We start from the raw sequence: 22,623 nt of genomic DNA on the forward strand, positions 1-22,623 counted from the left end.
AGCTTGTATTGATTTGTGTAGCTGCCGTGGAAGGCATGGGCGCGACCGGTGTGCAGGGACGTATACCGGTCGCGCCACCGGGCGAGACGGATCTCGCAGGCAACCGCCGAACCGCATCACTTAGCCATTTTCCCGGTCTTCATGGTCCTCTGGCGTTCTTCCCCTCCCTCCCCCGGAGGGGATTTTTTTGCGCCAGAAAATTTTTGCGACTTGGCGGGAACCATTCGGGAGGAGCCCGGTCCGATTAGATGGCAGGCGCATAGTCCATTGCCGTGGAACTGCAGGAAAGTTGATTGACGGCCGAGCCTCCCGTCCTTCAGCAACCTGCAGGATGCAACTGCCAATGGTGTCTCCTCTAGCGTCTTTCCGACGCCCCTCTAACCCGGTACAGACTTCCCCCTGTGCCGGGTTTCTTATGTGCGCAGGCCTGGCTCAACCGATGGCGGCGCGCATTTTCCCGATCACGGTCTGATAGTCGGCCGCGCCGAAGATGGCTGAGCCGGCCACGAAGGTGTCGGCGCCGGCCGCCGCGATCTCTCCGATGTTGTCCGCGGTGACGCCACCGTCGATTTCAAGACGGATCGGGCGACCGCTTTCATCGATCAGGCGACGCACGCGGCGCAGCTTTTCCAGCGCCTGTGGGATGAATTTCTGACCGCCGAATCCAGGATTCACCGACATGATCAGCACCAGGTCCAGCTTGTCGAGCACGTGATCCAGCCAGTTCAGCGGCGTAGCGGGATTGAACACCAAACCTGCCTGGCAACCTGCGTCTTTGATCAGCCCAATGGTGCGATCCACGTGCTCGGTGGCTTCGGGATGAAAGCTGATCAGGCTGGCTCCCGCTTTGGCGAAATCCGGCACGATGCGGTCCACCGGCTTCACCATCAGGTGCACGTCGATCGGCTTGGTGATGCCGTAATCGCGCAGCGCCTTGAGCACCATCGGGCCCATGGTGAGGTTGGGTACGTAATGGTTGTCCATCACGTCGAAATGCACCCAATCGCCGCCTGCGGCCAGCGCCTTGGCGATGTCTTCGCCCAGTCGCGCGAAGTCGGCGGAAAGAATAGAGGGGGCGATGACGGGGGATTGTTTGCTCATGGCTCGAATGTGGGGAACGGGGAACGGGGAACGGGGAACGGGGAACGGGGAACGGGGAAAAGCTTAAAGCTCGGGCTTCTTGAATGTTGCACGAAGCTGCCATTCTACCGGGATACCCATGTTCCCCGTTCCCTGCTTATTTAAATCCCCGCTCCACCTTGACCCGCTCGTACGCCGCATTGATCTCGCTGGCGCGCGCCTCGGCCCGCTTGCGCATCTCCTCGGGCAGATCGCCTAGGCGATCGGGGTGATGCTCAGAAATCAACTTGCGATACGCACGCTTGACGGCGCGCTCGTCGGCGTCGCGCGTAATGCCGAGCACGGCGTAGGGATCCGGCCCTTGCATGTTCCGCTGCGGCGGCACGTAACCGCCACCGCCCGTGCCATAGCCGCGCCCGCGCGCGCCGGCGGCGCCCTGCCACACGTAACCTTTCATCGCCATAAGCGCCATCAGTTCCATGTCGCTGATGCGCAGGGCGAAGGCGAGCTGGCGCAGAATCGCCATTTTTTCCGGCGATGGGCTGCCTTCGGCCAGCACCGTCTCGATCACTACATCGAGCAACGGAAAAGCGTGATCGCGGCGCAGGCCCGCCCACTGGCGCAACGCGTTGATGGGGCCGGTAACGTCAAACTCTGGCTGTTTGCCCTGGTTGAAAGCCTGAATCGCCTGCTGGCGTGCGTTCCCAGCCAATCCCATACGCGCCATGACGCGCTCAGCCGTGGCAATTTCCGCCTCGGATACGCGTCCATCGGATTTGGCGATCGCACCGAGCAAGGCAAACAGCGGCGCGATGTAGCCACCGGCTTCCGGCGTGGCGCTGCGGCGTTGGCTGTAGCGCAGGTTGTCGAGTACGAAGCCGACGATCGCGCCCACGCCCATGCCGATGAAGCCATGACCAAGCAGCAGGCCCGCCATGGCGAACCAGAAGGTGTAGGTGTAGCTCATGGATGCGCGGCGGCCTGTGGTTGCAGTGTCTGCGCGCTGTACCAGCGCGCCAGTTGATCCAGCTCCGCGTCGCTGAGCGGACCGATGGCGGCGCGCATCAGCGGTACGTCGCGCGTGCCGTCACGGTAATCCTTGAGCGCCTTGCGCAGGTAATCCAGCCGCTGGGCAGCCAGGTTGGGCGCGCCAGGAATCTGCGCCATACCGGTTTCACCATGACAAGCCGCACACAGACCTAACCGCACCGGCTTCGGCGGCAGATCGGCGGCGAGCGCTGGCAGGGCACAGGTCAAACCGAGTGCCGCGATCAGGACAAATCGCATCAGGAGCACACAGGCATTAAAGCTGCCAATTCTAGCAGTGGTGATCGGTACAATAGCGGGCTTGTCACACCCATCGGAGCGCGCCGTGCCCACCACTCTGCTGCAATCGAACCTGCCCGGCCTGGAGTTGATCCATCGCGGCAAGGTGCGCGACGTCTACGCGCTGTCGGGCAATCGCCTGTTGATCGTGGCGACCGATCGCCTATCCGCCTTCGACGTAGTGCTGCCCGATCCGATCCCCGGCAAGGGCGAGATGCTCACGCAGATCTCCAACTTCTGGTTTGGCAAGACCGCGCACATCGTGCCCAACCATCTGCTGCACACGCCGCTGAAGGACGTACTGCCGCAGGGCACGGATCCGGCGCTGTACCGCAAGCGCGCCGTGGTCACCAAGCGGCTGAAGCCGGTGCCGGTGGAAGCCATCGCACGCGGCTATCTGATCGGTTCGGGCTGGAAGGATTACCAGGGCACCGGTTCGCTGTGTGGCATCAAGCTTCCCACCGGGCTGCGCCAGGCCGAGCAGTTGCCCGAACCGATCTTTACGCCGTCGACCAAGGCCGCTGTGGGGGACCACGACGAAAACGTGAGCTTCGACGCGGTGATCGCAGCCGTCGGCAAAGATCTGGCCGAGCAAGTACGCGAAGCGACGCTGGCCATCTACAAATGGGCCGCGGCCTTTGCGGCTGAGCGTGGCGTCATCATCGCCGACACCAAGTTCGAATTCGGCACCGACGAAGACGGCAAGCTGTACGTGATGGACGAAATGCTGACGCCCGATTCCTCGCGTTTCTGGCCTGCCGATCAGTATCAGGTTGGCATCAGCCCACCCAGCTACGACAAGCAGTTCGTGCGCGACTATCTGGAAACGCTGGACTGGAACAAGAAAGCACCAGGCCCACACGTTCCCGCGCAAGTGATCGCCGGCACCTCGGCCAAATACGCCGAAGCGCTGCAGCGCCTCGCCGGCATTACGCTGGAGTGAACGCATGAATGCTTGGGGTTACCTGAGCCTTGCGATTCTTGCCGAGGTCATCGCCACTAGCGCGTTGAAGGCATCCAGCGGCTTCAGCCAACTGGTGCCCAGCATCGTGGTGATCGCCGGCTATGGCACGGCGTTCTATTGCCTGAGTCTTGCGCTGCGCAGCGTGCCGCTCGGCATCGCGTACGCGATTTGGTCGGGCGCCGGCACGGCACTGATCGCGCTGATCGGCGCGGTGCTGTACAAGCAGAAGCTCGATCCCGCCGCCATCTTGGGAATAGGCCTGATCGTGGCGGGCGTGCTGGTGCTCAATATCTTCTCCAAGAGCTCCACACACTGATGGCGTTCGAGCACGGCCAACGCAGCATGCGCGACTGGCTCGAAAGCTACAGCCAGGATCACCAGCATCCCACCAATCGCCTGCTGCATTGGATTTGCGTTCCGCTGATCGTGTGGAGCGTGCTCGCGCTGCTGTGGACGATTCCGGTGCCAGCATCGTTGTTGCGTCCCGGCGCATGGGCGGTATTCGCAATCGTGTTGGCATTCGCCTGGTATTGGAAACACTCGCATCGCTTGGGCGCCGCCTTACTTGTTGCATTGGCGATTCTTGCGCTGATCTGTGCAGGAGTTTTCGAACGGCTTGGGCCGGCGTCGATGCGCTGGCTGGCCGCAGCCGTGTTCGCGGCGGCGTGGATCGGCCAGTTCATCGGCCATGTGTTTGAAGGAAGGCGGCCTAGTTTCTTTACCGATCTTGCCTATCTGCTGGTCGGTCCGGCGTGGCTGATGGATAAACTGCTGAACCGAATCGGCTTGAAGGAAAAACCATGACGGGTTTTCTCGCGCTCATCAGCAGTCTGATCTGGTGGGTGCTGTTCGGCAGCATCGGCGCGGTTGTACCGAGTGCGATCACGTGGATCGTGTTGCGCTGGAGCGAAGGCGCACCAGTGGTGTTCAACCGTACGTATTTTGCCTGTCTGATCTGGAGTTTGTTTACGTTGCTGGCAGGTGCGATGGCGGCTGCACACGTGGGTGTAACACGTCCGCCGTTTGGGCCGTTGATCGCCAGCGGTGCGTTTCGCGTAGTGCTAGTGATATCGATGTTGTTCGGCGTGATTGCTTTGTGGCGCCTGATTCCGCGCGTTGATGCGCGACGAATTCGCATTGGGAGTGCGTGCGTGGCGGTTGCGGTGGTGATGGCGATTGTGTTTGGTGTTGCCACCACGCTTACAAGCGCTTGATCTTGCCTCACCGTTATTCCGGAGCAATGCGTAGGTTGGGGTGAAGGCCTCCCGCAAGATTGCCTCTCACCCCATCCCTCTCCCCGAAGGGGAGAGGGCGTAAGCGGCATTTCAGCCAACAACCTTCTTCACTGCATCCACCACATGCGCCACAGTGAAGCCAAAGTGCTCAAACAAAGCCGGCGCCGGTGCAGAGGCGCCGAACGTGGTCATGCCGACTACAGCACCGTCCAGGCCCACATACTTGCTCCAGAAATCGGCACTGGCCGCTTCCACCGCCACGCGCGCGCGGCACCAGCCGGGTAGCACACCTTCGCGGTATTCGAGCGGCTGCGCATCGAACACTTCGGTGCACGGCATGGATACCACGCGCACCGGCACGTTCTGCTGCGCCAGCGTGCGGGCCGCTTCCATGGCCAGTTCCACTTCGGAGCCGGTAGCGATCAAAATAGCCTTGAACTTCGTATCGGCCGGATCGAGCAACACGTAGCCGCCGCGTTTGATGTCGGCGAGCTGCTGCGTCGTGCGCTGCTGATGCTTGAGCGTCTGGCGCGAGAAGACCAGGCAGGAGGGACCATGCTTGTGCTCGATTGCTTCCTTCCACACCACGGCCGATTCCACTGCATCGCACGGACGCCACACGCGATTGTTCGGAATCAAGCGCAGCGAGGCGAGATGCTCCACCGGCTGATGCGTGGGACCGTCTTCGCCCAGGCCAATCGAGTCGTGCGTGTAAACGCGAATGGCGTGCGCGGGAATCAGCGCACTCATGCGTACGGCATTGCGCGCGTAATCGGAGAACACCAGGAAGGTGCCGTCGTAGGGAATGAAACCACCATGCAGCGCCAGGCCGTTGGCAATCGCGCTCATGCCGAACTCGCGCACGCCGTAATGCACGTAGTTGCCATCGGGGCCGGTAACGCTCTTGCTACCCTTCCACATGGTGAGGTTGGAGCCGGCAAGATCCGCCGAGCCGCCGATCATTTCCGGCAGCAGCGGGCCGAATGCATCCAGTGCCATCTGCGAGGCCTTGCGCGAAGCGACATCCGGGCCGTCCGTGTGGACTTTCTCGACGTATGCCTGCGACTGCTTGGCCCAGTCGGCAGGCAGCTCGCCGGCCATGCGGCGACGGAATTCGGTGGCGAGTTCCGGATACGCGGCTTCGTATTTGGCGAAGACTTCGTTCCATTGCTGCTCGCGCTCTGCGCCGATTTTCTTTTTGTCCCACGCGGCGTAGATCTCCTGCGGGATTTCGAATGGTGCGTAGCGCCAGTCGAGTTCGTCGCGCGCGGCGGCAACTTCGTCCTTGCCCAGCGCTGCGCCGTGCGATTCTTCCTTGCCCTGCTTGTGCGGAGCGCCGAAGCCAATGATGGTCTTGCAGCAGATCAGCGTGGGCTTTTCGCTCTGCGCGGTGGCGGCGGCAATAGCTTGCTTCACGGCTTCGGCATTGTGGCCGTCCACAGCGCGGATGACGTTCCAGCCGTAGGCTTCGAAACGCTTGGGCGTATCGTCGGTGAACCAGCCTTCCACTTCGCCATCGATGGAGATGTTGTTGTCGTCATAGATCGCCACCAGCTTGCCCAGCTTCCACGTACCGGCGAGCGAAGCGGCTTCGTGCGAAACGCCTTCCATCATGCAGCCATCGCCCATGAACACGAAGGTGTGGTGATCGACGACAGTGTGGCCGGGACGATTGAAATGCTCGGCGAGCAGCTTCTCCGCCAGCGCAAAGCCTACCGAGTTGGCGAAGCCCTGGCCCAGCGGACCGGTGGTGGTTTCCACGCCTGGGGTTTCGCTCGCTTCCGGGTGGCCGGCCGTCTTGGAATGCAGTTGGCGGAAGCGCTTGAGTTCGGCCATCGGCAGATCGAAACCGGTCAGGTGCAGCAGCGCGTACTGCAGCATGGAACCGTGGCCGTTGGAGAGCGCAAAGCGATCGCGATTGGGCCATTTCGGGTTGGTCGGGTTGAACTTCAGGAAGTCGTTCCACAGCACTTCGGCGATGTCGGCCATGCCCATCGGCATGCCGGGGTGGCCGGACTTGGCTGCCTCAACGGCATCCATGGCAAGGGCGCGGACGGCGTTGGCGAGTTCGCGGCGAGACGTCATCAGGGGTATCTCCGGGGCAGGCGCAAAAGAATGATTGTCGCCGATCATTCGCTGCCTGTCGTCCGACACCGACATCCCTCTGATTTCACGACATAAAAACCGCCTTAATTTCGTCCTCGGCCTAGGGAGATTTTTGGCGGCGTTCCCTCTAATACCGCCACTGCATTGGTGCAGTCGTTCTCCTGATCTCGTCTCCCTTGACGATCCAGGTCTGGAAACAGAAAGACAAAAGGGGAGTTTTTTATGCGCAAGACTTTCATTGCGGCGGCGGTTGCCGCCGCCGGCCTCGAATATCGATTCTGAGCGTGCGGATGAGCGGGACATCGTGTCCGCTCATCCCTCCTTCCGCGCAGCCTTAATAAACTCTTAATACTGAACTTGCCGGTATTGAATCATCCGGACGCGTCCTTATCTATGCGCTACGCACGCTCAAGCATGCGTACGGGCTGGTCGGCTTCCCCCTCTGTGCCGATCGCCCCGATCAATGCATAACAAGGAGTACTCCATGAAAAAGACGCTGTTTGCTGTTGCTCTGGCTGCCGTGGGTTTTGCTGCAGTGCCCGCCGCTTTCGCGCAGAGCGCTCCCACCCAGACGGCCCAGCAGGGCTGGTACGTAGGCGCTGAAGCCGGTTACGGTGAGATCAACAAGGGTCCGTACAATTCCAACGGCAACGCCATCGGCGGCATCAAGGGCGGCTACCGTTTCGCGATCAATCCGGAAACCTCGTTCGGCGTGGAAGCCGGGTATGAGTACCTGGGCCGCATCGATGCGCGCGGTGCTTCGGGTGATTCCTCGCTCCGCTCCAAGCTGTATGGCCCGACGCTCGGCGTGAACCTGCGCTACAACTTCACGCCCAACTGGTACGGCGAAGTGCGCACCGGCGCTTTCTATGCGCAGGGTCAAGGCCTAACCAATACTGGCAACCCGAGCTACGAGCGCTTCGAACGCACCCGCTACTACGCTGGCGTGGGTGTGGGCTACAACATCACCCAGAACTGGAGCGTGGGCGTGAACTACAACTACTACGACGGCACCAGCCGCGGTGGCGAGCGTGGCGTGCAGTTGCAGACCAACGCCGTCACGGTCGCGGGCGAATATCGCTTCTGAGCGAGCGACTTCCCCCGAGATGACTGAGATGAGGGGCCAAGGCGGGCCTCTCATCTCATAGAAGCGAGACTGCCAAAGTAGCAACCTCGCAAATCTGCCCCCTTACCCTGCCCTCTTCCAAGAGGCGATGGGCACAAAAACACAAAAACAAAAGAGCGCCTTGCGGCGCTCTTTTTTTGTTTGCGTTTACTGCGAACGATCAGCCCTTCCACTGCCCCAGCGCAGCCAAGCCATTGTCCTTGGCGCGTGCATGCACCACTTTCTGTGCTTCGCCGTAGTTGGCCTTCATGTCCTTCGACCACAACTTCAGCGCGGCCTGTTGCATAGCGCGACCGTACGAGAAGGACAGCGGCCACGGATGCGGGCCCATGCGGTTCATCGCATTGAGATGCGCGGTGGATTGCTCGTCGGTCTGACCGCCGGAGAGGAACACAATGCCCGGTAGCGTGGCCGGCACGGTGGTCTTGAGCACGCGCACGGTGGCTTCGGCCACTTCTTCGACATTGGCCTGCTCGTCCGCATCCTTGCCCGGAATCACCATGCTGACTTTCAGGATGGTGCCTTCCAGCAGCACGTTCTGCTCATACAGGGCGTTGAACAAGCTGCGCAGCACGGCTTCGTGCACTTCATAGCTCACTTCGATGCTGTGATCACCGTCCATGATCACTTCCGGCTCCACCATCGGCACCAGACCGGCTTCCTGGCAGAGCGCTGCGTAGCGGGCCAATGCGTGCACGTTGGCTTCAATGGCGGTGGAGCTGGGATTGTCTTCGCTGATGTTGATCACCGCGCGCCACTTGGCGAACTGCGCGCCCAGCTTCACGTACTCAGCGAGGCGCTCGCGCAGGCCGTCGAGGCCCTCGGTAACCACATCGCCCGGGAAACCGGCCAGCGCCACGGTGCCCTTGTCGACCTTGATACCGGGGATGATGCCGTTCTTCTTCATGAGCTGGGTGAACGGCACGCCGTCCTTGGTGGACTGACGGATGGTTTCGTCGTACAGGATCGCGCCGGAGATGTGCTCGGAGAGACTCGGCGCGGTGAGCAGCAGCTCGCGATAGGCGCGGCGGTTTTCCTCGGTGTTCTCGATGCCGACCGCCTCGAAGCGCTTCTTGATGGTGTTGGTCGACTCATCGATGGCGATGATGCCCTTGCCGGGCGCAACCATGGCCAGGGCGACGCTCTCGAGATCTTCAATACTCATTGGACGACTCCGTAAAACTTTGGCGGCATAAGGCCGCAAGATAGGGAGGCCACCCGTGCGGGCGGACAAGGTGGAAAGCGCGCGATTATAGCCCCATCCGGTCGGAGGGGCGTTCAGGACCTGTCCTCGAGGACGGTCAGGTCTCGCCGTAGCCCGGTAGCTTGCAGGGGGCCATCACCTGCGCGCGCTGGGCGGGATCGTCGGGAGCATTGAAGGGAATGACGTAGTAAGTAGCCACCGGCGTGTGGTTTTTATTGGTGAGCGACGGGCCATAACGGAAATTGGACACCGCGCTCACGGCCGCCTTGCCGAGATCGCTGGGTGGCGACATTTTGGCCACCTGCACATTCATCGGCACGCCGTCGCTGCCGATCTCGTAGGTAACCGCCACACATCCGGGCTTATAGATGTTCACGCCGCTGTTGGGCACATCCACCGAGACATCGCGGTTCAACAGCATCCAATTGTTGGAGAGCTGTTCCGGCGCCACCCTGTGCGCCTGCTGCGCCACGGCCGGCATGGCGGCTGCCACGACCGCTGCTACGAGCAGGGATTGGGCGAAACGAGTCGTCGTGCGCATGGCGGAACCTCCGATGTAGAGCTGTGGGGATGTGGTGAGGGTGCTCCCCTTCAGTCTAGCCAACCCGCGACGCTCTAGCGCAACAGGTCGGCTACGCCATTACAGATCGCGCAGACTTTCCACCATGCCATCCGCTCCCACCGACAGCAGCTTGAGCGTATTGGTGCCGCCGCCCTTGCCGATGTGATCACCATGGGTAAGCACCACGCGGTCGCCCTCGGAGAGCTTGCCGGCCGCGAACAGCTGACGCACCGCCTCGCGCGCGGACACGGCCGGGTTCAAGGTGTCATGCGTGAACTTCACCGGCTGCACGTCGCGCAGCACTAGCATGCGGCGGCGCGCATCCTCGAACGGCGACAGCGCATAGATCGGCACCGCGCTGCGATAGCGCGACAGCCACTGCGCCGTGGCGCCCGATTCGGTCAGCGCCACGATCGCACGCACACCGATCTCGCCGGCCAGCAGCATCGCTGCCAACGCGATCGCCTGGTCGGTGCGATCCAGGTGATGCGCGTTGCGGGTGAGATCTTCCTTCGGTTCGAACTGACGCTCCGCACCGAGACAGATGCGGCGCAGCGCAGCCACCGCCTTGTCAGGATGCGCACCGGCCGCAGACTCTTCGGACAGCATCACCGCATCGGTGCCGTCGATCACTGCATTGGCTACGTCGAGCACTTCGGCGCGCGTGGGAATCGGCGAACGCACCATCGATTGCAACATCTGTGTCGCGGTGATGACGGCGCGATTACGTTGCACCGCCTCGCGAATGATCTTCTTCTGCAGGCCGGGCAACTCGGCGTCGCCGATTTCCACGCCCAAGTCGCCACGCGCCACCATCACCACGTCGGAAGCGTCGATAATTTCGCCGAGCACGGGAATCGCATCCGCGCGCTCAATCTTCGCCACCAGCGACGCGTTGCCGCCGGCTTCCTTCAGCAGGCGACGCGCCAGATCCATGTCCGCGCCCGTACGCACGAACGAGACCGCAAGAAAATCCGCGCCAATCTCGGCGGCGAGCTTGATATCCGCCTTGTCCTTGTCTGACAGCGCATCGACGGACAAACCGCCGCCCTGGCGATTCAAACCCTTGCGATCGGAAAGACGGCCACCGATCAGCACCTGGCAACGCACTTCGGTGCCGACGACTTCGAGCACAGTGAGCGCCACCAGGCCATCGTCCAGCAGGAGGATGTCTCCGGCCTTCACGTCCTTGGGCAGCCCCAGATAGCTCACACCCACACGCGTGTTGTCACCGGGAGGCGCATCCGAACGGCAGTCGAGCACGAAAGGCTCACCATCACGCAATTCGATGGGGCCGTTGGCGAAACGCTCTACGCGAATCTTCGGCCCCTGCAGGTCGGCCAAGACGCCCACCTCGCGACCGAGCTTCTCGGCCACTTTGCGCACCGCCGTCGCACGGGCCCGATGATCATCGGGCTGCCCGTGCGAGAGATTGAGCCGTACGACGTCGACGCCTTCGGCAATGATTTTTTCGAGCATGCCGGGCGCGTCGGTAGCCGGGCCCAGGGTGGCGACGATCTTGGTACGGCGGGAATGGGTTTCAGTAGTCATTGCACGGGAGGTTTCAAATTTGTCGGACGAGACTAGCAGAACTGCATGCCGACTCTGCAATATCTTTTTGCGTGCAATCGTATGCAATATTGCGTGCGGCACCGCCGCAAAGCCGTGACCGACGATTGGACGGATAGACGTCAATGCCCCCGCACCACGTAATCCTTACAGTCCCACCTTGTGTGGCTCAGGCTGCTCTTTCATCATGAGCCTCATCTCTTGGTCAAGATTTCAGGCTCACAACGACCACCCTATAGGTCAACCCTTAATGAGTCCCCCCGCTAAGTCGGACTCATCTCAAAACTGAGTTATCAAAACGAGAGTGATCCTATTCGGAGTCTTGGCGAGATTCGCTGGGCTGGTTCGGACAACGAAAAATTTTAGTCGTGTGCAAAGGTAGCGATCTTCGCCTTGGCGTTTTCCATCTACAGCTAGAAAGTAAGCGCTCAGCGGTGTCGGTGTAGGTCTAGCCGAAAACGGTGAAAGGCCAACCTGTCCCCGATTTTGTAGGCAATGTGCGTGCAGTCACGTTTCCATGTTTTACTTCCGTTGCGACGATGTAAGTGCATTGCACAGGCGCACGAAAAGTACACAGCAATCGTTTGTTTTTAGACATAAATTCCAGAAACGCAACATTGCTAAGCTTCACTAGGCATTAACGGCGCAAAGCGTATCTACGCGGCGGGGCAGGCATGTCGGTGTTTTGATTCGATAGATCTCTTCGCCTTGCACACGTGACTCCACTGGCGTGTTTGTCTTGCGACAGGTTTTCGAGTTTCGGTAATTCATTTCTTTGGGCGACACCTGCAGACGCTGCGGCGTCTCCGGGCAGCATGCGTGCGCGCATCAAGCACGCATCATCCACTACCCACAGCAAAGGTGACCGATATGAAACGCAAGCTTTTTACCATCGCGCTGGCGATGGGCTTCGCCGGCGCGGCCTTGGCAAGTTCGATTGTCACGGGCGATCTGCTCAGCGTCGATCAGACAGCGGGCACGTCGCAGTTGGGGGCGTTGTCTATTGTCGATCAGAGTTCTGGAGCACGAACGTTATTTAGCGATTTCGGTAATAGCAGCCAAGGTTCTACAGGCGTCGATCCCAATGCAGTGGCATGGATGCCGGCGCAATTGCTCGGCCTTATTCCAGCGTCTGCACTGGTGACAGATGGAAGCGCGGGTACCAATGAGCAAGGTGCGCTGTATAAGGTCGATCCAACGAACGGCGATCGAACCTTGCTCAGCGACTTCGGTAACAGTGCACAGGGACCGTTGGGCGAATATCCACTCGATGTCTTGGCGATATCGCCTGGGCTTTTGAATTGGTCAGGCGTGCTGGTGGTGGATCCGTTTGCTGGCACGAACGGACAGGGTGCAATCTTTTCGGTCGATGCCTCAGGCAACCGTACTACCGTTATTGACTTCGGCGACAGCACAGGCGCACCAGGCCAATATCCGGACAGCATGGCCTATTTTCCCGGTCTTTTGGGGTTGGGTAGCACCGTATTGGTCGCTGACGGCAGTGCGGGCACTAGTTCACTGGGCGCGCTGTTTTCGATCGACCCCGCAACGGGTACGCGTTCGCTGCTTAGCGACTTCGGCAACAGCGCGCAAGGTTGGGTGGATGCCAATACGGAATCCACGCCGGTCAGCGTGATGGTTGATCCTGCCGGACGGATTTTTGTGCTGGTGCAGGAATTGAGTACGGGCGGCGGCGGTGCCGTGGTGCAAGTGAATCCCTCCACGGGTGATCGCACGCTGATTAGCGATTTCAGCAATTCGGCGGAAGGGCCAGTGGGCGTGGCGCCGAATACGCTCACGTGGTTGCCACGCCTGGGAGTGATCGGCGTGTCAGACAACGACGCGGGTGCGGAAGGTGACGGCATTGTGTTCACCGTCAACCCATCGACCGGGCAGCGCGCAGTTCTCAGCGATTTTGGCAATACCGGCCAAGGTCCGCTTGGCAGCGATCCCGGCGGTCTTGCGGTGGCCCAATAATTACTTGCCTATCTCGGGAGAACTTTCATGAACGTCAAGAAACGTCACTCACGGTCGATGAGCGCATTCCTTTCATTGGTGATCGTCACAGGGTTGCTGTTTGCACCCTCGGTTATGGCGATGCAGATTTTTGTCAAAACGCTAACCGGAAAAACGATCACGCTTGAGGTCGAACCTTCCGACAGCGTCGAGAATGTGAAAGCGAAAATTCAAGACAAGGAAGGTATTCCACCTGACCAGCAACGACTCATCTTTGCAGGAAAGCAATTGGAAGATGGCCGCACACTTTCAGACTACAACATCCAGAAAGAGTCGACGATACATCTTGTTCTAAGGCTCTAAGGCCGAATGGTGGTTAATAACCAGCTTGGCCAGCAATCCCAGCGACGTATTGAGAAGGCTCCGTCAATGCGGAGCCTTCTTCAATGCTGCTCAATTATTTTTGAGCATTAACCATTCTGCAGCGCCAGGTTCAACACCTCAGCCAACCGCCTACCCGCTTCGCGCAGACGACTGTCTGCCACCGGCAGTTCAGCGTCGATGTACGGCTGATCGATCTTGTGGGCGGCGGGATAGATGTCGCGTGTGATCTGACAGGATTCCTCCGCCCACTGCACCACCGGCTTGTTCTGCGGCGCGATCGCCGGCGGCAGCGGCGCGATGCCCTCTGCATCAAGCCGTTTCGCATAGGCTTTCCAATCCAATCCGCGAGTGCCGAGCAGGCCCGAGTCCCACACGCGGTGCAGGTTCATGCCCTGTCCCTGGAATTGCACCTGATAGGTGTTGCCGCCGACATCGTCACGATAGCCCGCGTGCAACGGTTGATGGATATCGCCAACGAAGTGCACGACGAACTTGAGTGCCTGCAGCCTTGCCGCATCCGGCTGGCTGCGATCGCCCAGGATGGCGATGTAACGCGGAATGGCTTCGACCACGCACTGCCCGTTCTTGCAGTCTCGTGGCGGCACGTAGACGCACGACGGGTCGCGAAAATCGATGTAGTGCAGCGGCCGTGTTTCTTTCCATAGCGCCTGCTGCTTCGGATCATTGCGGATCTCATCCGCCCAGCTCGCGATGTCGGCCAACGACTTGGTGTGATCCAGCGCCAGCAGCCGTTCCACTTCTGCCTCTGCCGCCGGACTCAGATGCCGCTGCGCCAGTTCCGCCACGACGCTGTGCCCGAGCGGTCCCCACGCATAAGCAGCAGGTGTGATAGCCAGGGCGGCAAACAAGGCGGCGACAAGGCGACGTGCTGAGATCATGCTGGAATCCCTCCAAACAAGTTCCGGATGATGCCACATGCGTTATGACGGTCAGATGCTGCTCGTGTGCACTACCGCTCCGGTGGCATCGCGCACGCTGACATCCACCGCCACGCCTTGTCGCACGCTTTCGGTGACAATGCAGAAATCCTCGAACTGAGCCAGCGCGCGGTCGGCATGTTCGAATGCGGAAGCAGAAGCGGCCATTTGTACGTCCACCTTGATGCGCGTGACGCGCCACCGACCATGCTCGTTGCGCTCCATGATCGCACGTGCCTTGGTGGTCAGCTTGTCGGGCGCGTTCTTGAACTTGCGCAAGGCGAACAGCAGACTGGCGGACAGGCAGTTCGCCACCGCGACCACCAGCAGGCGCGAAGGATTGGGTCCTGTGTCGCCGCCGAGAGGCGCTGTTTCATCTGTGGTGATGTCCGGTATCGATGTGCCGTCAAAGCGCACCCGGAACTCATACTCGCCGGTCTGTTCGAGGGTCAGCTCGATCGATTGTTCGTCGCCCATGGCGCTTCCTCACACTGGAATGGCCGGCCATCATGCACGATTCCGCCCCGGCCCAGGCGCCCCGGATGAGGGATACCGGCGGTTCGGGCTAGAATGCAGGTCTCGCGGCCCTCTTAGGGCCGCTTTGCTGCCCCATCATCCTTTGGAGGACGCTGTCTCATGGCCATCAAGGTCGCCATCAATGGTTACGGTCGTATCGGCCGCAATACTCTGCGCGCGCTGTACGAAGCCAAGCGCACGAACGAAATCCAGATCGTCGCGGTGAACGACCTCGGTAACGCCGAGACCAACGCGCACCTTACGCAATACGACACGGCCCACGGCCGCTTCCCGGGCGAAGTGTCGGTGGACGGCGGCGAGCTGGTCGTCAATGGCGACCGTATCAAGGTCTTCGCCGAGCGTGACCCCGCCAAGCTGCCCTGGGGCGATCTGGGTATCGACGTAGTGCTCGAGTGCACCGGCCTATTCACCTCCAAGGCCAAGGCTGGCGCACACTTGGCGGCTGGTGCGAAGAAAGTGATCATCTCCGCCCCCGGCGACAAAGATGTGGATGGCACCTTCGTCTACGGCGTTAACCACGACAAGCTCACCGCTTCGCACGAGGTGATCTCCAACGCCTCCTGCACCACCAATTGCCTGGCGCCGCTGGCCAAGGTGCTGCACGAGAAGATCGGCATCGTGCACGGCCTGATGACTACCATCCACGCGTATACCAACGACCAGGTGCTGACGGACGTCTATCACTCCGACCTGCGCCGCGCCCGTTCGGCCACGCATTCACAAATTCCGACCAAGACAGGCGCCGCCGCCGCGGTGGGCCTGGTGCTGCCGGAACTCGCCGGCAAGCTGGACGGTTTCGCGATCCGCGTGCCGACCATCAATGTGTCGGTGGTGGACCTTTCCTTCGTGGCCGCGCGCAATACCACCAAGGAAGAAATCGACGCTGCCATCAACGAAGCCGCCAACGGCGCGCTGAAGGGCATCCTGACGGTGAATACCAAGCCGCTGGTCTCGATCGACTTCAACCACAACGCCCATTCTTCCATCTACGACTCCACGCAGACGCGCGTGATGGGCGGCACCCTGGTGAAGGTGCTGAGCTGGTACGACAACGAGTGGGGCTTCTCCAACCGCATGTTGGATATGACCAAGGCGCTGGTGGCTGCGAAGTAAGCCATCGTCCCTACACATGCAAAACGGCCGCCCTGAGGCGGCCGTTTTTTTATGGCATTGCAGTTTCAGCGCCGGAATCGCACGTACGCCCTCTTGGCGAGATAAAGCAGGTGACCGGTCAGCCCATGGTCCTGTGCTTCGCGCAATCCGGTGTTGTCTGTGTAAAGCATGCGGATATGCGCATCGCGTTGCTCCAGCAGTTGCTTGATTTCTGCCACGTCACTACGCGTGAGCGCATGTCCCTCCGCGAAACGCTCGGGTAGCTGGCGGTTGACGTAAAACGTGGTGTGCCTTGATGCAGTTTCCTCCGCCGGACGATCCTTGCTGTAGAAATACAACGCGACCGAGCGACGCGTCATGCCGGCGTGCTGCTCGGGGAGGCGGATCGCGTCGAAGCCGTGCCACGAACGCTCCGACGTCTCGAAGATCACGCAGCGATTGAACACCGGGCTTACCGTGCGTGACGGGCGACCATCAGCGTGAGGATCACGGAACAGCTCCAGGTGGCCGCCCCACTCATCTTCCCACGCTGGGTTGAGATAGACGATCAGATTGAGCCGGCGATGCCAGCGTTCACTGGGGTGGTAATTGAAATCCACATGTGGATCCAGCGCCATGCCGTTGCGGTTTTCGTGCGTGCCGCCACCCAGATACCAAGGATCGTAGATCAAGCCATCGACGCTCGTGATGCGACCGATCGTGTCCAGAAAAGCAGGGCTTTGAATCGCATCATCCAATTGCTGATAAGCCGACCCTAGACTTCGCACCTTGGCGAGCGTGGACTTGCCGCCGGGTTCACCACTGTCGCCGATGAAATTACCACGCTCGAACGCAGGAAAGGCATCCAGCAAGGCTTGCGCGAAAGTCGGCTCGAGAAAATCGTCGATGACGACGTGCGGAAACGGCGCTGCAGTAGCGAATTCCCTGGAATATTCGGAAACCTTGGCCAGCACGGCCGGATTGATGATGGCGGTTTCTGCAGCAGTTTGCATTTGCATCGGTAGATCCCTCTCGTTCCCTTGCCGCCCCATCGTAGGCGGGCTTTGCACCATGGCCTTGATCCATGGGACTCACATTCTAACAATTCAATCTTCCAGCGAGCATGACCCGGGTGAACGCCCTTGGACATGGACATGCAACGATTTGGCTTCAGTGTCGTCTTGCCGCAGCGGGTTTGGCATCTGCCGGTAGTACCATGACGAGCATGCAAGAGCCATCCAAACTCAATGCCTCGCGGATCGCCCTGCTGGTCGATTGCTTCTACGAGAAAGTACGCGTCGATCCCCTGCTCGGCTCCGTTTTCAACGCTGCCGTCCACGACTGGGACGAACACAAGCGCACACTGACTTCCTTCTGGTGCTCCGTGGTGTTGCGCGCCAACAGCTATCATGGCAACCCGATGGCGGTGCACCGCATGCAACCCGCCATTCGCGGCGAGCACTTCGAGCGCTGGCTGGCGCTGTGGCAGGCCACTACACGTGAAGTGCTGGACGAAGCCGATGCCAAGTTAATGCTCGAACATGCCGATCGCATCGGCCGCAGCCTGCGGTTGGGCATGGGACTGCCGGAACGACTAGCTGTGCGATCGCTGGATATCCTTACGATCCGTAGCGCTTGATCAAAAACGCAGGCCGTACGTCATCGCCTTGTGGATGATGCGCGACCTGCGTTGACACATCTGCTTACTTGAGCGCTTGTAGCGCCGCGTCGTAATTCGGCTCGTTGGCGATCTCGCCAACCAGCTCGGTGTGCAGCACCTTGTCCTGTTCGTCCAACACCACCACTGCACGCGCAGCCAGGCCAGCCAGCGGGCCGGAAGCAATCGCCACGCCGTAGTTCTTGAGGAAATCGTGGCCGCGCATGGTCGACAGCGTGACCACGTTACTCAAACCTTCCGCACCGCAGAAGCGAGCCTGGGCGAACGGTAGATCGGCGGAAATGCACAGCACCACAGCGTTATCGAGCTGACTCGCTTTCTCGTTGAAGCGGCGCACGGAGGTCGCGCAGGTCGGCGTGTCGACGCTGGGGAAGATGTTCAGCACCTTGCGCTTGCCGCTGTAGTTGGCGAGCGCAGCATCGGAAAGGTCTTTGGCGACGAGGCTGAAAGCGGGCGCTTTCTCGCCGACGGCGGGCAAGTGGCCGTCGACCTGGATCGGATTGCCCTTGAGGGTCACGTGAGACATGCGTCACTCCTTGCATCGATGAGGGATGGATCGGGCGAAGATAGCGCCGATGCTTCGGCGCGTCATCCTTTTCCTGTCCCTTCTACGCAGCAGGAAGGAGCCCCTCACTTCAAGGGTGCAATCGCTTGCTCAATGGCACCGAAGATCGACGCGCCGTGCTTGTCGGTGATTTCGATGCGCAACGTGTCCCCGAATTTCAGGAACGGCGTGCTCGGCTTGCCGTCGCGCAGGGTCTCCACCGTGCGCTGCTCTGCCAGGCAGGAAGCACCCTTGCTGGTGTCTTCGTTGGCGATAGTGCCTGAGCCGACAATAGCACCCGCGCTGAGCGGCCGCGTCTTGGCCGCATGTGCCACGAGCTGCGCGAAGTTGAACTGCATGTCGACACCGCACTCGGCTTCGCCGAACCACTTGCTGTTGAGCCAGGTGCGCATGGGCAAGTGCAGCTTTTCGCTCTGCCAGGCGTCGCCAAGCTCATCCGGTGTGACGAACACAGGTGACAGCGCCGAGCGCGGCTTGGATTGCAGGAAGCCGAAGCCCTTAGCGAGTTCACCGGGAATCAGGTTGCGCAGGCTGACGTCGTTGACCAGGCCAACGAGCTGGATATGACCTACCGCCTGCTCCGGCGTGACGGCCATCGGCACGTCGTCGGTGATGACGACGACTTCGGCTTCCAGATCAATGCCGTAATCTTCACTCGGCACCACCACCGGATCACGCGGCCCGAGGAAGCCCGCGCTGGTGGCCTGGTACATCAACGGGTCAACGTAGAACGACTCGGGTACTTCCGCACCACGTGCGCGACGCACACGCTCGACGTGCGGAAGATAAGCGCTGCCGTCGACGAATTCGTAAGCGCGCGGCAGCGGCGCAGCAAGCGCGGCCATATCCAGCGCAAAGGCATTCGCGCCCGTTCCGGCATTCAGCTCGTCCGACAAGGCGTTCAAGCGCGGCGCCGTATTCGACCAATCATCCAGCGCGGCTTGCAGAGTTGCAGCAATACCGGTGGCTTTGACGGCCTGTTTGAGATCGCGGCTCACCACGATCAGCGTGCCATCGCGGCCGCCTTCCTTGAGACTGCCCAGTTTCATGCCTTTCACTCCGTCGGCCGCGTTACGAGCAGCCTTCCACGTAATCGATTTGCGGCGGCACACCGACGCGCCACCGCGTTATTTTGCCAGCGGCGTCGGTTTCGAACACCAGCACGCCTGAGTCATGTCCGGCCACGCGCAGATAGAACGCGCCGGCTTCGTATTTGTGTGGCGATTGTTCGACGTGATCGCCATAAAGCGTGCGAATTTGCTCCACGTTCATGCCGGCCTTGCCGCCACCAGGCGCGGTCTCCTTGGCATTCCCGACGTCATAGCGCACGAAGCGGCCCTGCTCGAACATGAAGCCGAAATCAGCGGCCGACTTTATCCACTTGGGCGTGAGGTAGTAGCAGCTGCCGTCTGTAGTGGGCGTTCCTGCCAGCTCACCCTGCCATGCGTGGCGGAACGCCTTATCGTCCATGCCGAAACGCATATCGCCATAACCGTCGTAACGCGCCATGGCGGCATCGTCGTGCACGGGTGCCGCAACGGTTGTCGTCGCCGCGGTACCTGGCGCAGATGGCGCGGGCGCCTTGTCGCATGCGGCAAGCAACAGCGCGCTCAACGCAAGCGGCCACGCCTTGCTCACGTGCGCTCCGGTTTGAAGTGCTTGGCGATGCCTTGCCAGCACTGGTGGTAGTCGTGCTGCAACTGCGGCGCTTCGAGCGCCTGCTTCGTTGGGTGGATCACTTTACGCGTTTCGAACATGAAGGCCATGGTGCCCGTGATGTGATCGGGCTTGCTGACGTCGGCCACGCTGGCTTTCTCGAAACTCGCCGCGTCCGGACCGTGTCCGCTCATGCAATTGTGCAGGCTGGCGCCGCCCGGCACGAAACCGCCGGCCTTGGCGTCGTACGCACCTTCGATCAAGCCCATGAATTCGCTGGCGACGTTGCGGTGGAAATACGGCGGACGGAACGTGTGCTCGGCAACCAGCCAACGCGGCGGGAAGATCACGAAGTCCACGTTCGCCGTGCCAGGCGTGTCGCTGGGCGACGTCAGCACGGTGAAGATCGACGGATCAGGATGATCCACGCTAATCGAACCGACCGTATTGAAATGCGTGAGATCGTATTTGTAAGGCGCGTAGTTGCCGTGCCAGGCCACTACGTCCAGCGGCGAGTGATCGATGCTTGCTTTCCAAAGCGCACCCTGGAATTTCGCGATCAGCTCGAAATCGCCTTCCAGGTCTTCGTAGGCGGCATGCGGCGCGAGGAAATCGCGCGGCAAGGCCATCGAGTTAGCCCCGATCGGACCAAGATCAGGCAAGCGGAGCAACGCGCCGAAATTCTCCGCAACGTAGCCGCGAGCTTCGGCATCCATAAGTTCGACACGAAAGCGTACGCCGCGCGGAATCACGGCGACTTCCAGCGGCTTCACTTCCAGCACACCGAGTTCGGTGGCGATGTGCAGACGGCCAAGCTGCGGCACGATCAGCAGTTCGCCATCCGCATCGTAGAAGAAGCGGCCCTGCATTGAGCGGTTCGCGGCGTAGATGTGGATACCGCAGCCAGCCTGCTCGGCCGAGCCACCGTTGCCGGCGAGAGTGACCAGGCCGTCGACGAAATCCGTTGGCTGCGACGGCATCGGCCAGGGATCCCAGCGCAGTTGGTTCGGCGTAGCCGGTGCTTCATCGAAACGGTTATGGAAAGTGGCATGCGCACGCGGCTCGAACGGCTTGTGTACGGCAGCCGGTCGAATGCGATACAGCCAGCTGCGGCGATTGCTGTGGCGCGGTGCGGTGAAGGCCGAGCCGGAAAGCTGTTCCGCATACAAGCCATGCGCCACGCGCTGCGGCGAATTCTGGCCCACCGGCAGCACGCCCGGAATGGCCTCGCTGGCGAATTCGTTGCCGAAGCCGGATTGGTAGCCGTTCGATTGCATCTAGGGTTCACTCTTGCCTGGCTTTTTTACTCCCTCTCCCCTCCGGGGAGAGGGCTGGGGTGAGGGGCCAATCTTGCGTGGAAAGCAAAGGGAAGCGAGGTTCTTTTGAAGCTTGAGGCAAGCCATTTCCCCTCACCCCAACCCCTCTCCCCGAGGGGGAAGAGGGGCTCAAATCAAAAGCATTACAGCACGCCGCGCCGCATCTGATCGCGTTCGATCGACTCGAACAGCGCCTGGAAGTTGCCTTCGCCGAAACCTTCGTTGCCCTTGCGCTGGATGATCTCGAAGAAGATCGGGCCGATGTTGTTCTGCGTGAAGATCTGCAGCAGCTTGCGCTGTTTGGTTTCCGGATCGGCGTCGATCAGGATCTTGTTCTTCGCCAGCCGCGGCACGTCTTCGCCATGATTGGGAATGCGCATGTCGATCACATCGAAATACGTGTCAGGCGTCTCCAGGAATGCCACGCCCTTCGCGCGCATCGCCTCCACCGTTTCGTAGATGTTGTCAGTAAAGCACGCGATGTGCTGGATGCCTTCGCCGTGATACGCATCCAGATATTCGTTGATCTGGCTCTTCGGATCGCTGGATTCGTTGAGCGGAATGCGTACGATGCCGTCCGGCGCTGTCATCGCTTTGGACACCAGGCCGGTCTTCGCGCCCTTGATATCGAAGTAGCGGATCTCGCGGAAGTTGAACAGCCGCTCGTAGTAATCGGACCACTTCTGCATGTTGCCGAAGTACAGGTTGTGCGTGAGGTGGTCGATGAACGTGAGACCGAAGCCGGTCGGATGCTGGTCAGTACCCGGGAGTGGCTCGTAATCACCGTCGTAGATGCTGCCGGCGGCGCCGTAGCGATCCACCAGGTAGAGCATGCAATCGCCGATGCCCTTCACCACTGGCGCATTCACCGCTTTGGTGTCGGCCTTGTCGGCCAGCGCTTCACCGCCGTTGGCCAGCACCGCATTCAGCACTTCGGGTGCGGGCTTCTCGAAGCGGATGGCGAAACCGCAGGCGCACGGGCCGTGCTTGGCGGCGAAATCTGCAGCGAAAGAATTCGGATCTTCGTTGACCAGGAAGTTCACACCGCCCTGGCGATACACCGTGATGGGTCGGCGCTTGTGCTTGAGCACCGCCGTAAAACCCATGTTCTGGAATAACCTATGCAGTTCGCTGCTTCGGCCTGCTGGGGCGGCGAACTCAACGAATTCGAATCCGTTGATGCCCATGGGGTTCTCGAAGGTGGTCACGTGCATGCCGAGATTGGGCTGGGCGTTCATGGCGCTCTCCTGACATAGTCGGTGCGCGATGGCAGACACGAGCGTGCCACCATCGGGATCAGATCAACGTTATAGTTACAACTGAAACTAA

The 22,623-nt window shown here is 60.7% G+C and carries 24 protein-coding genes; 9 read left to right on the forward strand and 15 right to left on the reverse strand.

Annotation, left to right across the window (positions count from 1 at the left end; genetic code table 11):
* Positions 1-432: 432 nt before the first annotated feature.
* The 3 genes from rpe to ISP18_RS13795 form a co-directional block, all read right to left on the reverse strand.
* Positions 433-1,101, reverse strand: coding sequence for a ribulose-phosphate 3-epimerase (rpe, locus tag ISP18_RS13785; protein WP_380012877.1), 669 nt, complete (start codon positions 1,099-1,101; stop codon positions 433-435).
* A 136-nt stretch (positions 1,102-1,237) separates the two neighbouring features.
* Entirely contained in the window at positions 1,238-2,047 is an 810-nt protein-coding gene (gene djlA / locus ISP18_RS13790; RefSeq protein ID WP_380012880.1) for a co-chaperone DjlA, read from the reverse strand.
* A complete protein-coding gene (locus tag ISP18_RS13795; RefSeq protein ID WP_380012883.1) occupies positions 2,044-2,367 on the reverse strand; it encodes a c-type cytochrome in 324 nt (107 codons plus the stop codon). Before ISP18_RS13795 ends, djlA begins: the two co-directional genes overlap by 4 nt.
* A gap of 85 nt (positions 2,368-2,452) precedes the next feature.
* On the opposite strand from ISP18_RS13795, the gene ISP18_RS13800 reads away from it, so the two are divergent.
* The 4 genes from ISP18_RS13800 to ISP18_RS13815 are packed head-to-tail and all read left to right on the forward strand — an operon-like array spanning position 2,453 to position 4,584.
* Positions 2,453-3,349 (forward strand): phosphoribosylaminoimidazolesuccinocarboxamide synthase, encoded by an 897-nt coding sequence (locus ISP18_RS13800; RefSeq protein WP_380012886.1) that lies wholly within the window; start codon positions 2,453-2,455, stop codon positions 3,347-3,349.
* 4 nt (positions 3,350-3,353) lie between these two features.
* A complete protein-coding gene (locus tag ISP18_RS13805; protein WP_380012889.1) occupies positions 3,354-3,686 on the forward strand; it encodes a DMT family transporter in 333 nt (110 codons plus the stop codon).
* A complete protein-coding gene (locus tag ISP18_RS13810; RefSeq protein ID WP_380012892.1) occupies positions 3,686-4,174 on the forward strand; it encodes an Mpo1 family 2-hydroxy fatty acid dioxygenase in 489 nt (162 codons plus the stop codon). The genes ISP18_RS13805 and ISP18_RS13810 overlap by 1 nt, the downstream gene beginning before the upstream one ends.
* Positions 4,171-4,584, forward strand: coding sequence for a hypothetical protein (locus ISP18_RS13815; protein WP_380012895.1), 414 nt, complete (start codon positions 4,171-4,173; stop codon positions 4,582-4,584). Before ISP18_RS13810 ends, ISP18_RS13815 begins: the two co-directional genes overlap by 4 nt.
* A 111-nt stretch (positions 4,585-4,695) precedes the next feature.
* On the opposite strand, the gene tkt is transcribed toward ISP18_RS13815, so the two are convergent.
* The gene (tkt, locus tag ISP18_RS13820; protein ID WP_380012898.1) at positions 4,696-6,690 is read right to left on the reverse strand and encodes a transketolase; all 1,995 of its coding nucleotides are present in this window, start codon (positions 6,688-6,690) and stop codon (positions 4,696-4,698) included.
* A 505-nt stretch (positions 6,691-7,195) separates the two neighbouring features.
* Between tkt and ISP18_RS13825 the strand changes: the two genes are divergently transcribed.
* Entirely contained in the window at positions 7,196-7,798 is a 603-nt protein-coding gene (locus ISP18_RS13825; protein WP_380012901.1) for an outer membrane protein, read from the forward strand.
* A 199-nt stretch (positions 7,799-7,997) separates the two neighbouring features.
* On the opposite strand, the gene ISP18_RS13830 is transcribed toward ISP18_RS13825, so the two are convergent.
* The 3 genes from ISP18_RS13830 to pyk form a co-directional block, all read right to left on the reverse strand.
* A complete protein-coding gene (locus ISP18_RS13830; RefSeq protein ID WP_380012904.1) occupies positions 7,998-9,002 on the reverse strand; it encodes a class I fructose-bisphosphate aldolase in 1,005 nt (334 codons plus the stop codon).
* Between the two features lie 136 nt (positions 9,003-9,138).
* Positions 9,139-9,582, reverse strand: a complete 444-nt coding sequence (locus tag ISP18_RS13835) for an energy transducer TonB (protein ID WP_380012907.1) — start codon at positions 9,580-9,582, stop codon at positions 9,139-9,141.
* A gap of 99 nt (positions 9,583-9,681) precedes the next feature.
* Positions 9,682-11,154 carry a pyruvate kinase gene (gene pyk, locus ISP18_RS13840; RefSeq protein ID WP_380012910.1) on the reverse strand — a complete coding sequence of 491 codons (1,473 nt, stop codon included), beginning with the start codon at positions 11,152-11,154 and terminating at the stop codon, positions 9,682-9,684.
* An 888-nt stretch (positions 11,155-12,042) separates the two neighbouring features.
* Between pyk and ISP18_RS13845 the strand changes: the two genes are divergently transcribed.
* Together ISP18_RS13845 and ISP18_RS13850 are read left to right on the forward strand one after the other, a co-directional pair.
* Positions 12,043-13,149 carry a hypothetical protein gene (locus ISP18_RS13845; RefSeq protein ID WP_380012913.1) on the forward strand — a complete coding sequence of 369 codons (1,107 nt, stop codon included), beginning with the start codon at positions 12,043-12,045 and terminating at the stop codon, positions 13,147-13,149.
* Positions 13,150-13,176: 27 nt separating this feature from the next.
* Complete coding sequence (locus ISP18_RS13850) at positions 13,177-13,491, forward strand: ubiquitin family protein (protein WP_380012916.1); 315 nt, start codon at positions 13,177-13,179, stop codon at positions 13,489-13,491.
* A gap of 107 nt (positions 13,492-13,598) precedes the next feature.
* Here ISP18_RS13850 and ISP18_RS13855 read toward each other — a convergent pair whose 3' ends face one another.
* Both ISP18_RS13855 and ISP18_RS13860 read right to left on the reverse strand, forming a co-directional pair.
* Positions 13,599-14,411: a S1/P1 nuclease gene (locus ISP18_RS13855; protein ID WP_380012919.1), complete on the reverse strand. Its 813-nt coding sequence runs from the start codon at positions 14,409-14,411 to the stop codon at positions 13,599-13,601.
* Positions 14,412-14,462: 51 nt separating this feature from the next.
* Entirely contained in the window at positions 14,463-14,927 is a 465-nt protein-coding gene (locus ISP18_RS13860) for an OsmC family protein (protein WP_380012922.1), read from the reverse strand.
* A 159-nt stretch (positions 14,928-15,086) separates the two neighbouring features.
* On the opposite strand from ISP18_RS13860, the gene gap reads away from it, so the two are divergent.
* The gene (gene gap, locus ISP18_RS13865) at positions 15,087-16,100 is read left to right on the forward strand and encodes a type I glyceraldehyde-3-phosphate dehydrogenase (RefSeq protein ID WP_380012925.1); all 1,014 of its coding nucleotides are present in this window, start codon (positions 15,087-15,089) and stop codon (positions 16,098-16,100) included.
* Between the two features lie 65 nt (positions 16,101-16,165).
* Here gap and ISP18_RS13870 read toward each other — a convergent pair whose 3' ends face one another.
* The gene (locus ISP18_RS13870; protein ID WP_380012928.1) at positions 16,166-17,098 is read right to left on the reverse strand and encodes a 2OG-Fe(II) oxygenase; all 933 of its coding nucleotides are present in this window, start codon (positions 17,096-17,098) and stop codon (positions 16,166-16,168) included.
* Between the two features lie 197 nt (positions 17,099-17,295).
* Here ISP18_RS13870 and ISP18_RS13875 point away from each other — a divergent pair, with 197 nt between their 5' ends.
* Positions 17,296-17,718 carry a group III truncated hemoglobin gene (locus ISP18_RS13875; protein WP_380012931.1) on the forward strand — a complete coding sequence of 141 codons (423 nt, stop codon included), beginning with the start codon at positions 17,296-17,298 and terminating at the stop codon, positions 17,716-17,718.
* A gap of 64 nt (positions 17,719-17,782) precedes the next feature.
* On the opposite strand, the gene tpx is transcribed toward ISP18_RS13875, so the two are convergent.
* The 5 genes from tpx to hppD all read right to left on the reverse strand — a co-directional run bounded on the left by tpx (position 17,783) and on the right by hppD (position 22,532).
* Positions 17,783-18,283: a thiol peroxidase gene (tpx, locus tag ISP18_RS13880; protein ID WP_380012934.1), complete on the reverse strand. Its 501-nt coding sequence runs from the start codon at positions 18,281-18,283 to the stop codon at positions 17,783-17,785.
* A gap of 104 nt (positions 18,284-18,387) precedes the next feature.
* A complete protein-coding gene (locus tag ISP18_RS13885; RefSeq protein ID WP_380012937.1) occupies positions 18,388-19,371 on the reverse strand; it encodes a fumarylacetoacetate hydrolase family protein in 984 nt (327 codons plus the stop codon).
* A 22-nt stretch (positions 19,372-19,393) separates the two neighbouring features.
* Positions 19,394-19,960: a lectin gene (locus ISP18_RS13890; protein WP_380012940.1), complete on the reverse strand. Its 567-nt coding sequence runs from the start codon at positions 19,958-19,960 to the stop codon at positions 19,394-19,396.
* A complete protein-coding gene (hmgA, locus tag ISP18_RS13895) occupies positions 19,957-21,255 on the reverse strand; it encodes a homogentisate 1,2-dioxygenase (RefSeq protein ID WP_380012943.1) in 1,299 nt (432 codons plus the stop codon). The genes ISP18_RS13890 and hmgA overlap by 4 nt, the downstream gene beginning before the upstream one ends.
* A gap of 182 nt (positions 21,256-21,437) precedes the next feature.
* Positions 21,438-22,532: a 4-hydroxyphenylpyruvate dioxygenase gene (gene hppD / locus ISP18_RS13900; protein WP_380012946.1), complete on the reverse strand. Its 1,095-nt coding sequence runs from the start codon at positions 22,530-22,532 to the stop codon at positions 21,438-21,440.
* Positions 22,533-22,623 lie beyond the last annotated feature (91 nt).

This window comes from Dyella humi, assembly GCF_044904605.1.
Classification (GTDB): domain Bacteria; phylum Pseudomonadota; class Gammaproteobacteria; order Xanthomonadales; family Rhodanobacteraceae; genus Dyella_B; species Dyella_B humi.

Bases quoted from the DNA above. Each gene is read 5' to 3' on its own strand.
- ISP18_RS13855 (WP_380012919.1), bottom strand. From the start codon at position 14,411: ATGATCTCAGCACGTCGCCTTGTCGCCGCCTTGTTTGCCGCCCTGGCT.
- gap (WP_380012925.1), top strand. From the start codon at position 15,087: ATGGCCATCAAGGTCGCCATCAATGGTTACGGTCGTATCGGCCGCAAT.
- tkt (WP_380012898.1), bottom strand. From the start codon at position 6,690: ATGACGTCTCGCCGCGAACTCGCCAACGCCGTCCGCGCCCTTGCCATG.
- hppD (WP_380012946.1), bottom strand. From the start codon at position 22,532: ATGAACGCCCAGCCCAATCTCGGCATGCACGTGACCACCTTCGAGAAC.
- hmgA (WP_380012943.1), bottom strand. From the start codon at position 21,255: ATGCAATCGAACGGCTACCAATCCGGCTTCGGCAACGAATTCGCCAGC.
- ISP18_RS13870 (WP_380012928.1), bottom strand. From the start codon at position 17,098: ATGCAAATGCAAACTGCTGCAGAAACCGCCATCATCAATCCGGCCGTG.
- ISP18_RS13830 (WP_380012904.1), bottom strand. From the start codon at position 9,002: ATGAGTATTGAAGATCTCGAGAGCGTCGCCCTGGCCATGGTTGCGCCC.
- ISP18_RS13875 (WP_380012931.1), top strand. From the start codon at position 17,296: ATGACGAGCATGCAAGAGCCATCCAAACTCAATGCCTCGCGGATCGCC.
- ISP18_RS13885 (WP_380012937.1), bottom strand. From the start codon at position 19,371: ATGAAACTGGGCAGTCTCAAGGAAGGCGGCCGCGATGGCACGCTGATC.
- rpe (WP_380012877.1), bottom strand. From the start codon at position 1,101: ATGAGCAAACAATCCCCCGTCATCGCCCCCTCTATTCTTTCCGCCGAC.
- tpx (WP_380012934.1), bottom strand. From the start codon at position 18,283: ATGTCTCACGTGACCCTCAAGGGCAATCCGATCCAGGTCGACGGCCAC.
- pyk (WP_380012910.1), bottom strand. From the start codon at position 11,154: ATGACTACTGAAACCCATTCCCGCCGTACCAAGATCGTCGCCACCCTG.
- djlA (WP_380012880.1), bottom strand. From the start codon at position 2,047: ATGAGCTACACCTACACCTTCTGGTTCGCCATGGCGGGCCTGCTGCTT.
- ISP18_RS13825 (WP_380012901.1), top strand. From the start codon at position 7,196: ATGAAAAAGACGCTGTTTGCTGTTGCTCTGGCTGCCGTGGGTTTTGCT.
- ISP18_RS13810 (WP_380012892.1), top strand. From the start codon at position 3,686: ATGGCGTTCGAGCACGGCCAACGCAGCATGCGCGACTGGCTCGAAAGC.
- ISP18_RS13850 (WP_380012916.1), top strand. From the start codon at position 13,177: ATGAACGTCAAGAAACGTCACTCACGGTCGATGAGCGCATTCCTTTCA.
- ISP18_RS13860 (WP_380012922.1), bottom strand. From the start codon at position 14,927: ATGGGCGACGAACAATCGATCGAGCTGACCCTCGAACAGACCGGCGAG.
- ISP18_RS13835 (WP_380012907.1), bottom strand. From the start codon at position 9,582: ATGCGCACGACGACTCGTTTCGCCCAATCCCTGCTCGTAGCAGCGGTC.
- ISP18_RS13815 (WP_380012895.1), top strand. From the start codon at position 4,171: ATGACGGGTTTTCTCGCGCTCATCAGCAGTCTGATCTGGTGGGTGCTG.
- ISP18_RS13795 (WP_380012883.1), bottom strand. From the start codon at position 2,367: ATGCGATTTGTCCTGATCGCGGCACTCGGTTTGACCTGTGCCCTGCCA.
- ISP18_RS13845 (WP_380012913.1), top strand. From the start codon at position 12,043: ATGAAACGCAAGCTTTTTACCATCGCGCTGGCGATGGGCTTCGCCGGC.
- ISP18_RS13805 (WP_380012889.1), top strand. From the start codon at position 3,354: ATGAATGCTTGGGGTTACCTGAGCCTTGCGATTCTTGCCGAGGTCATC.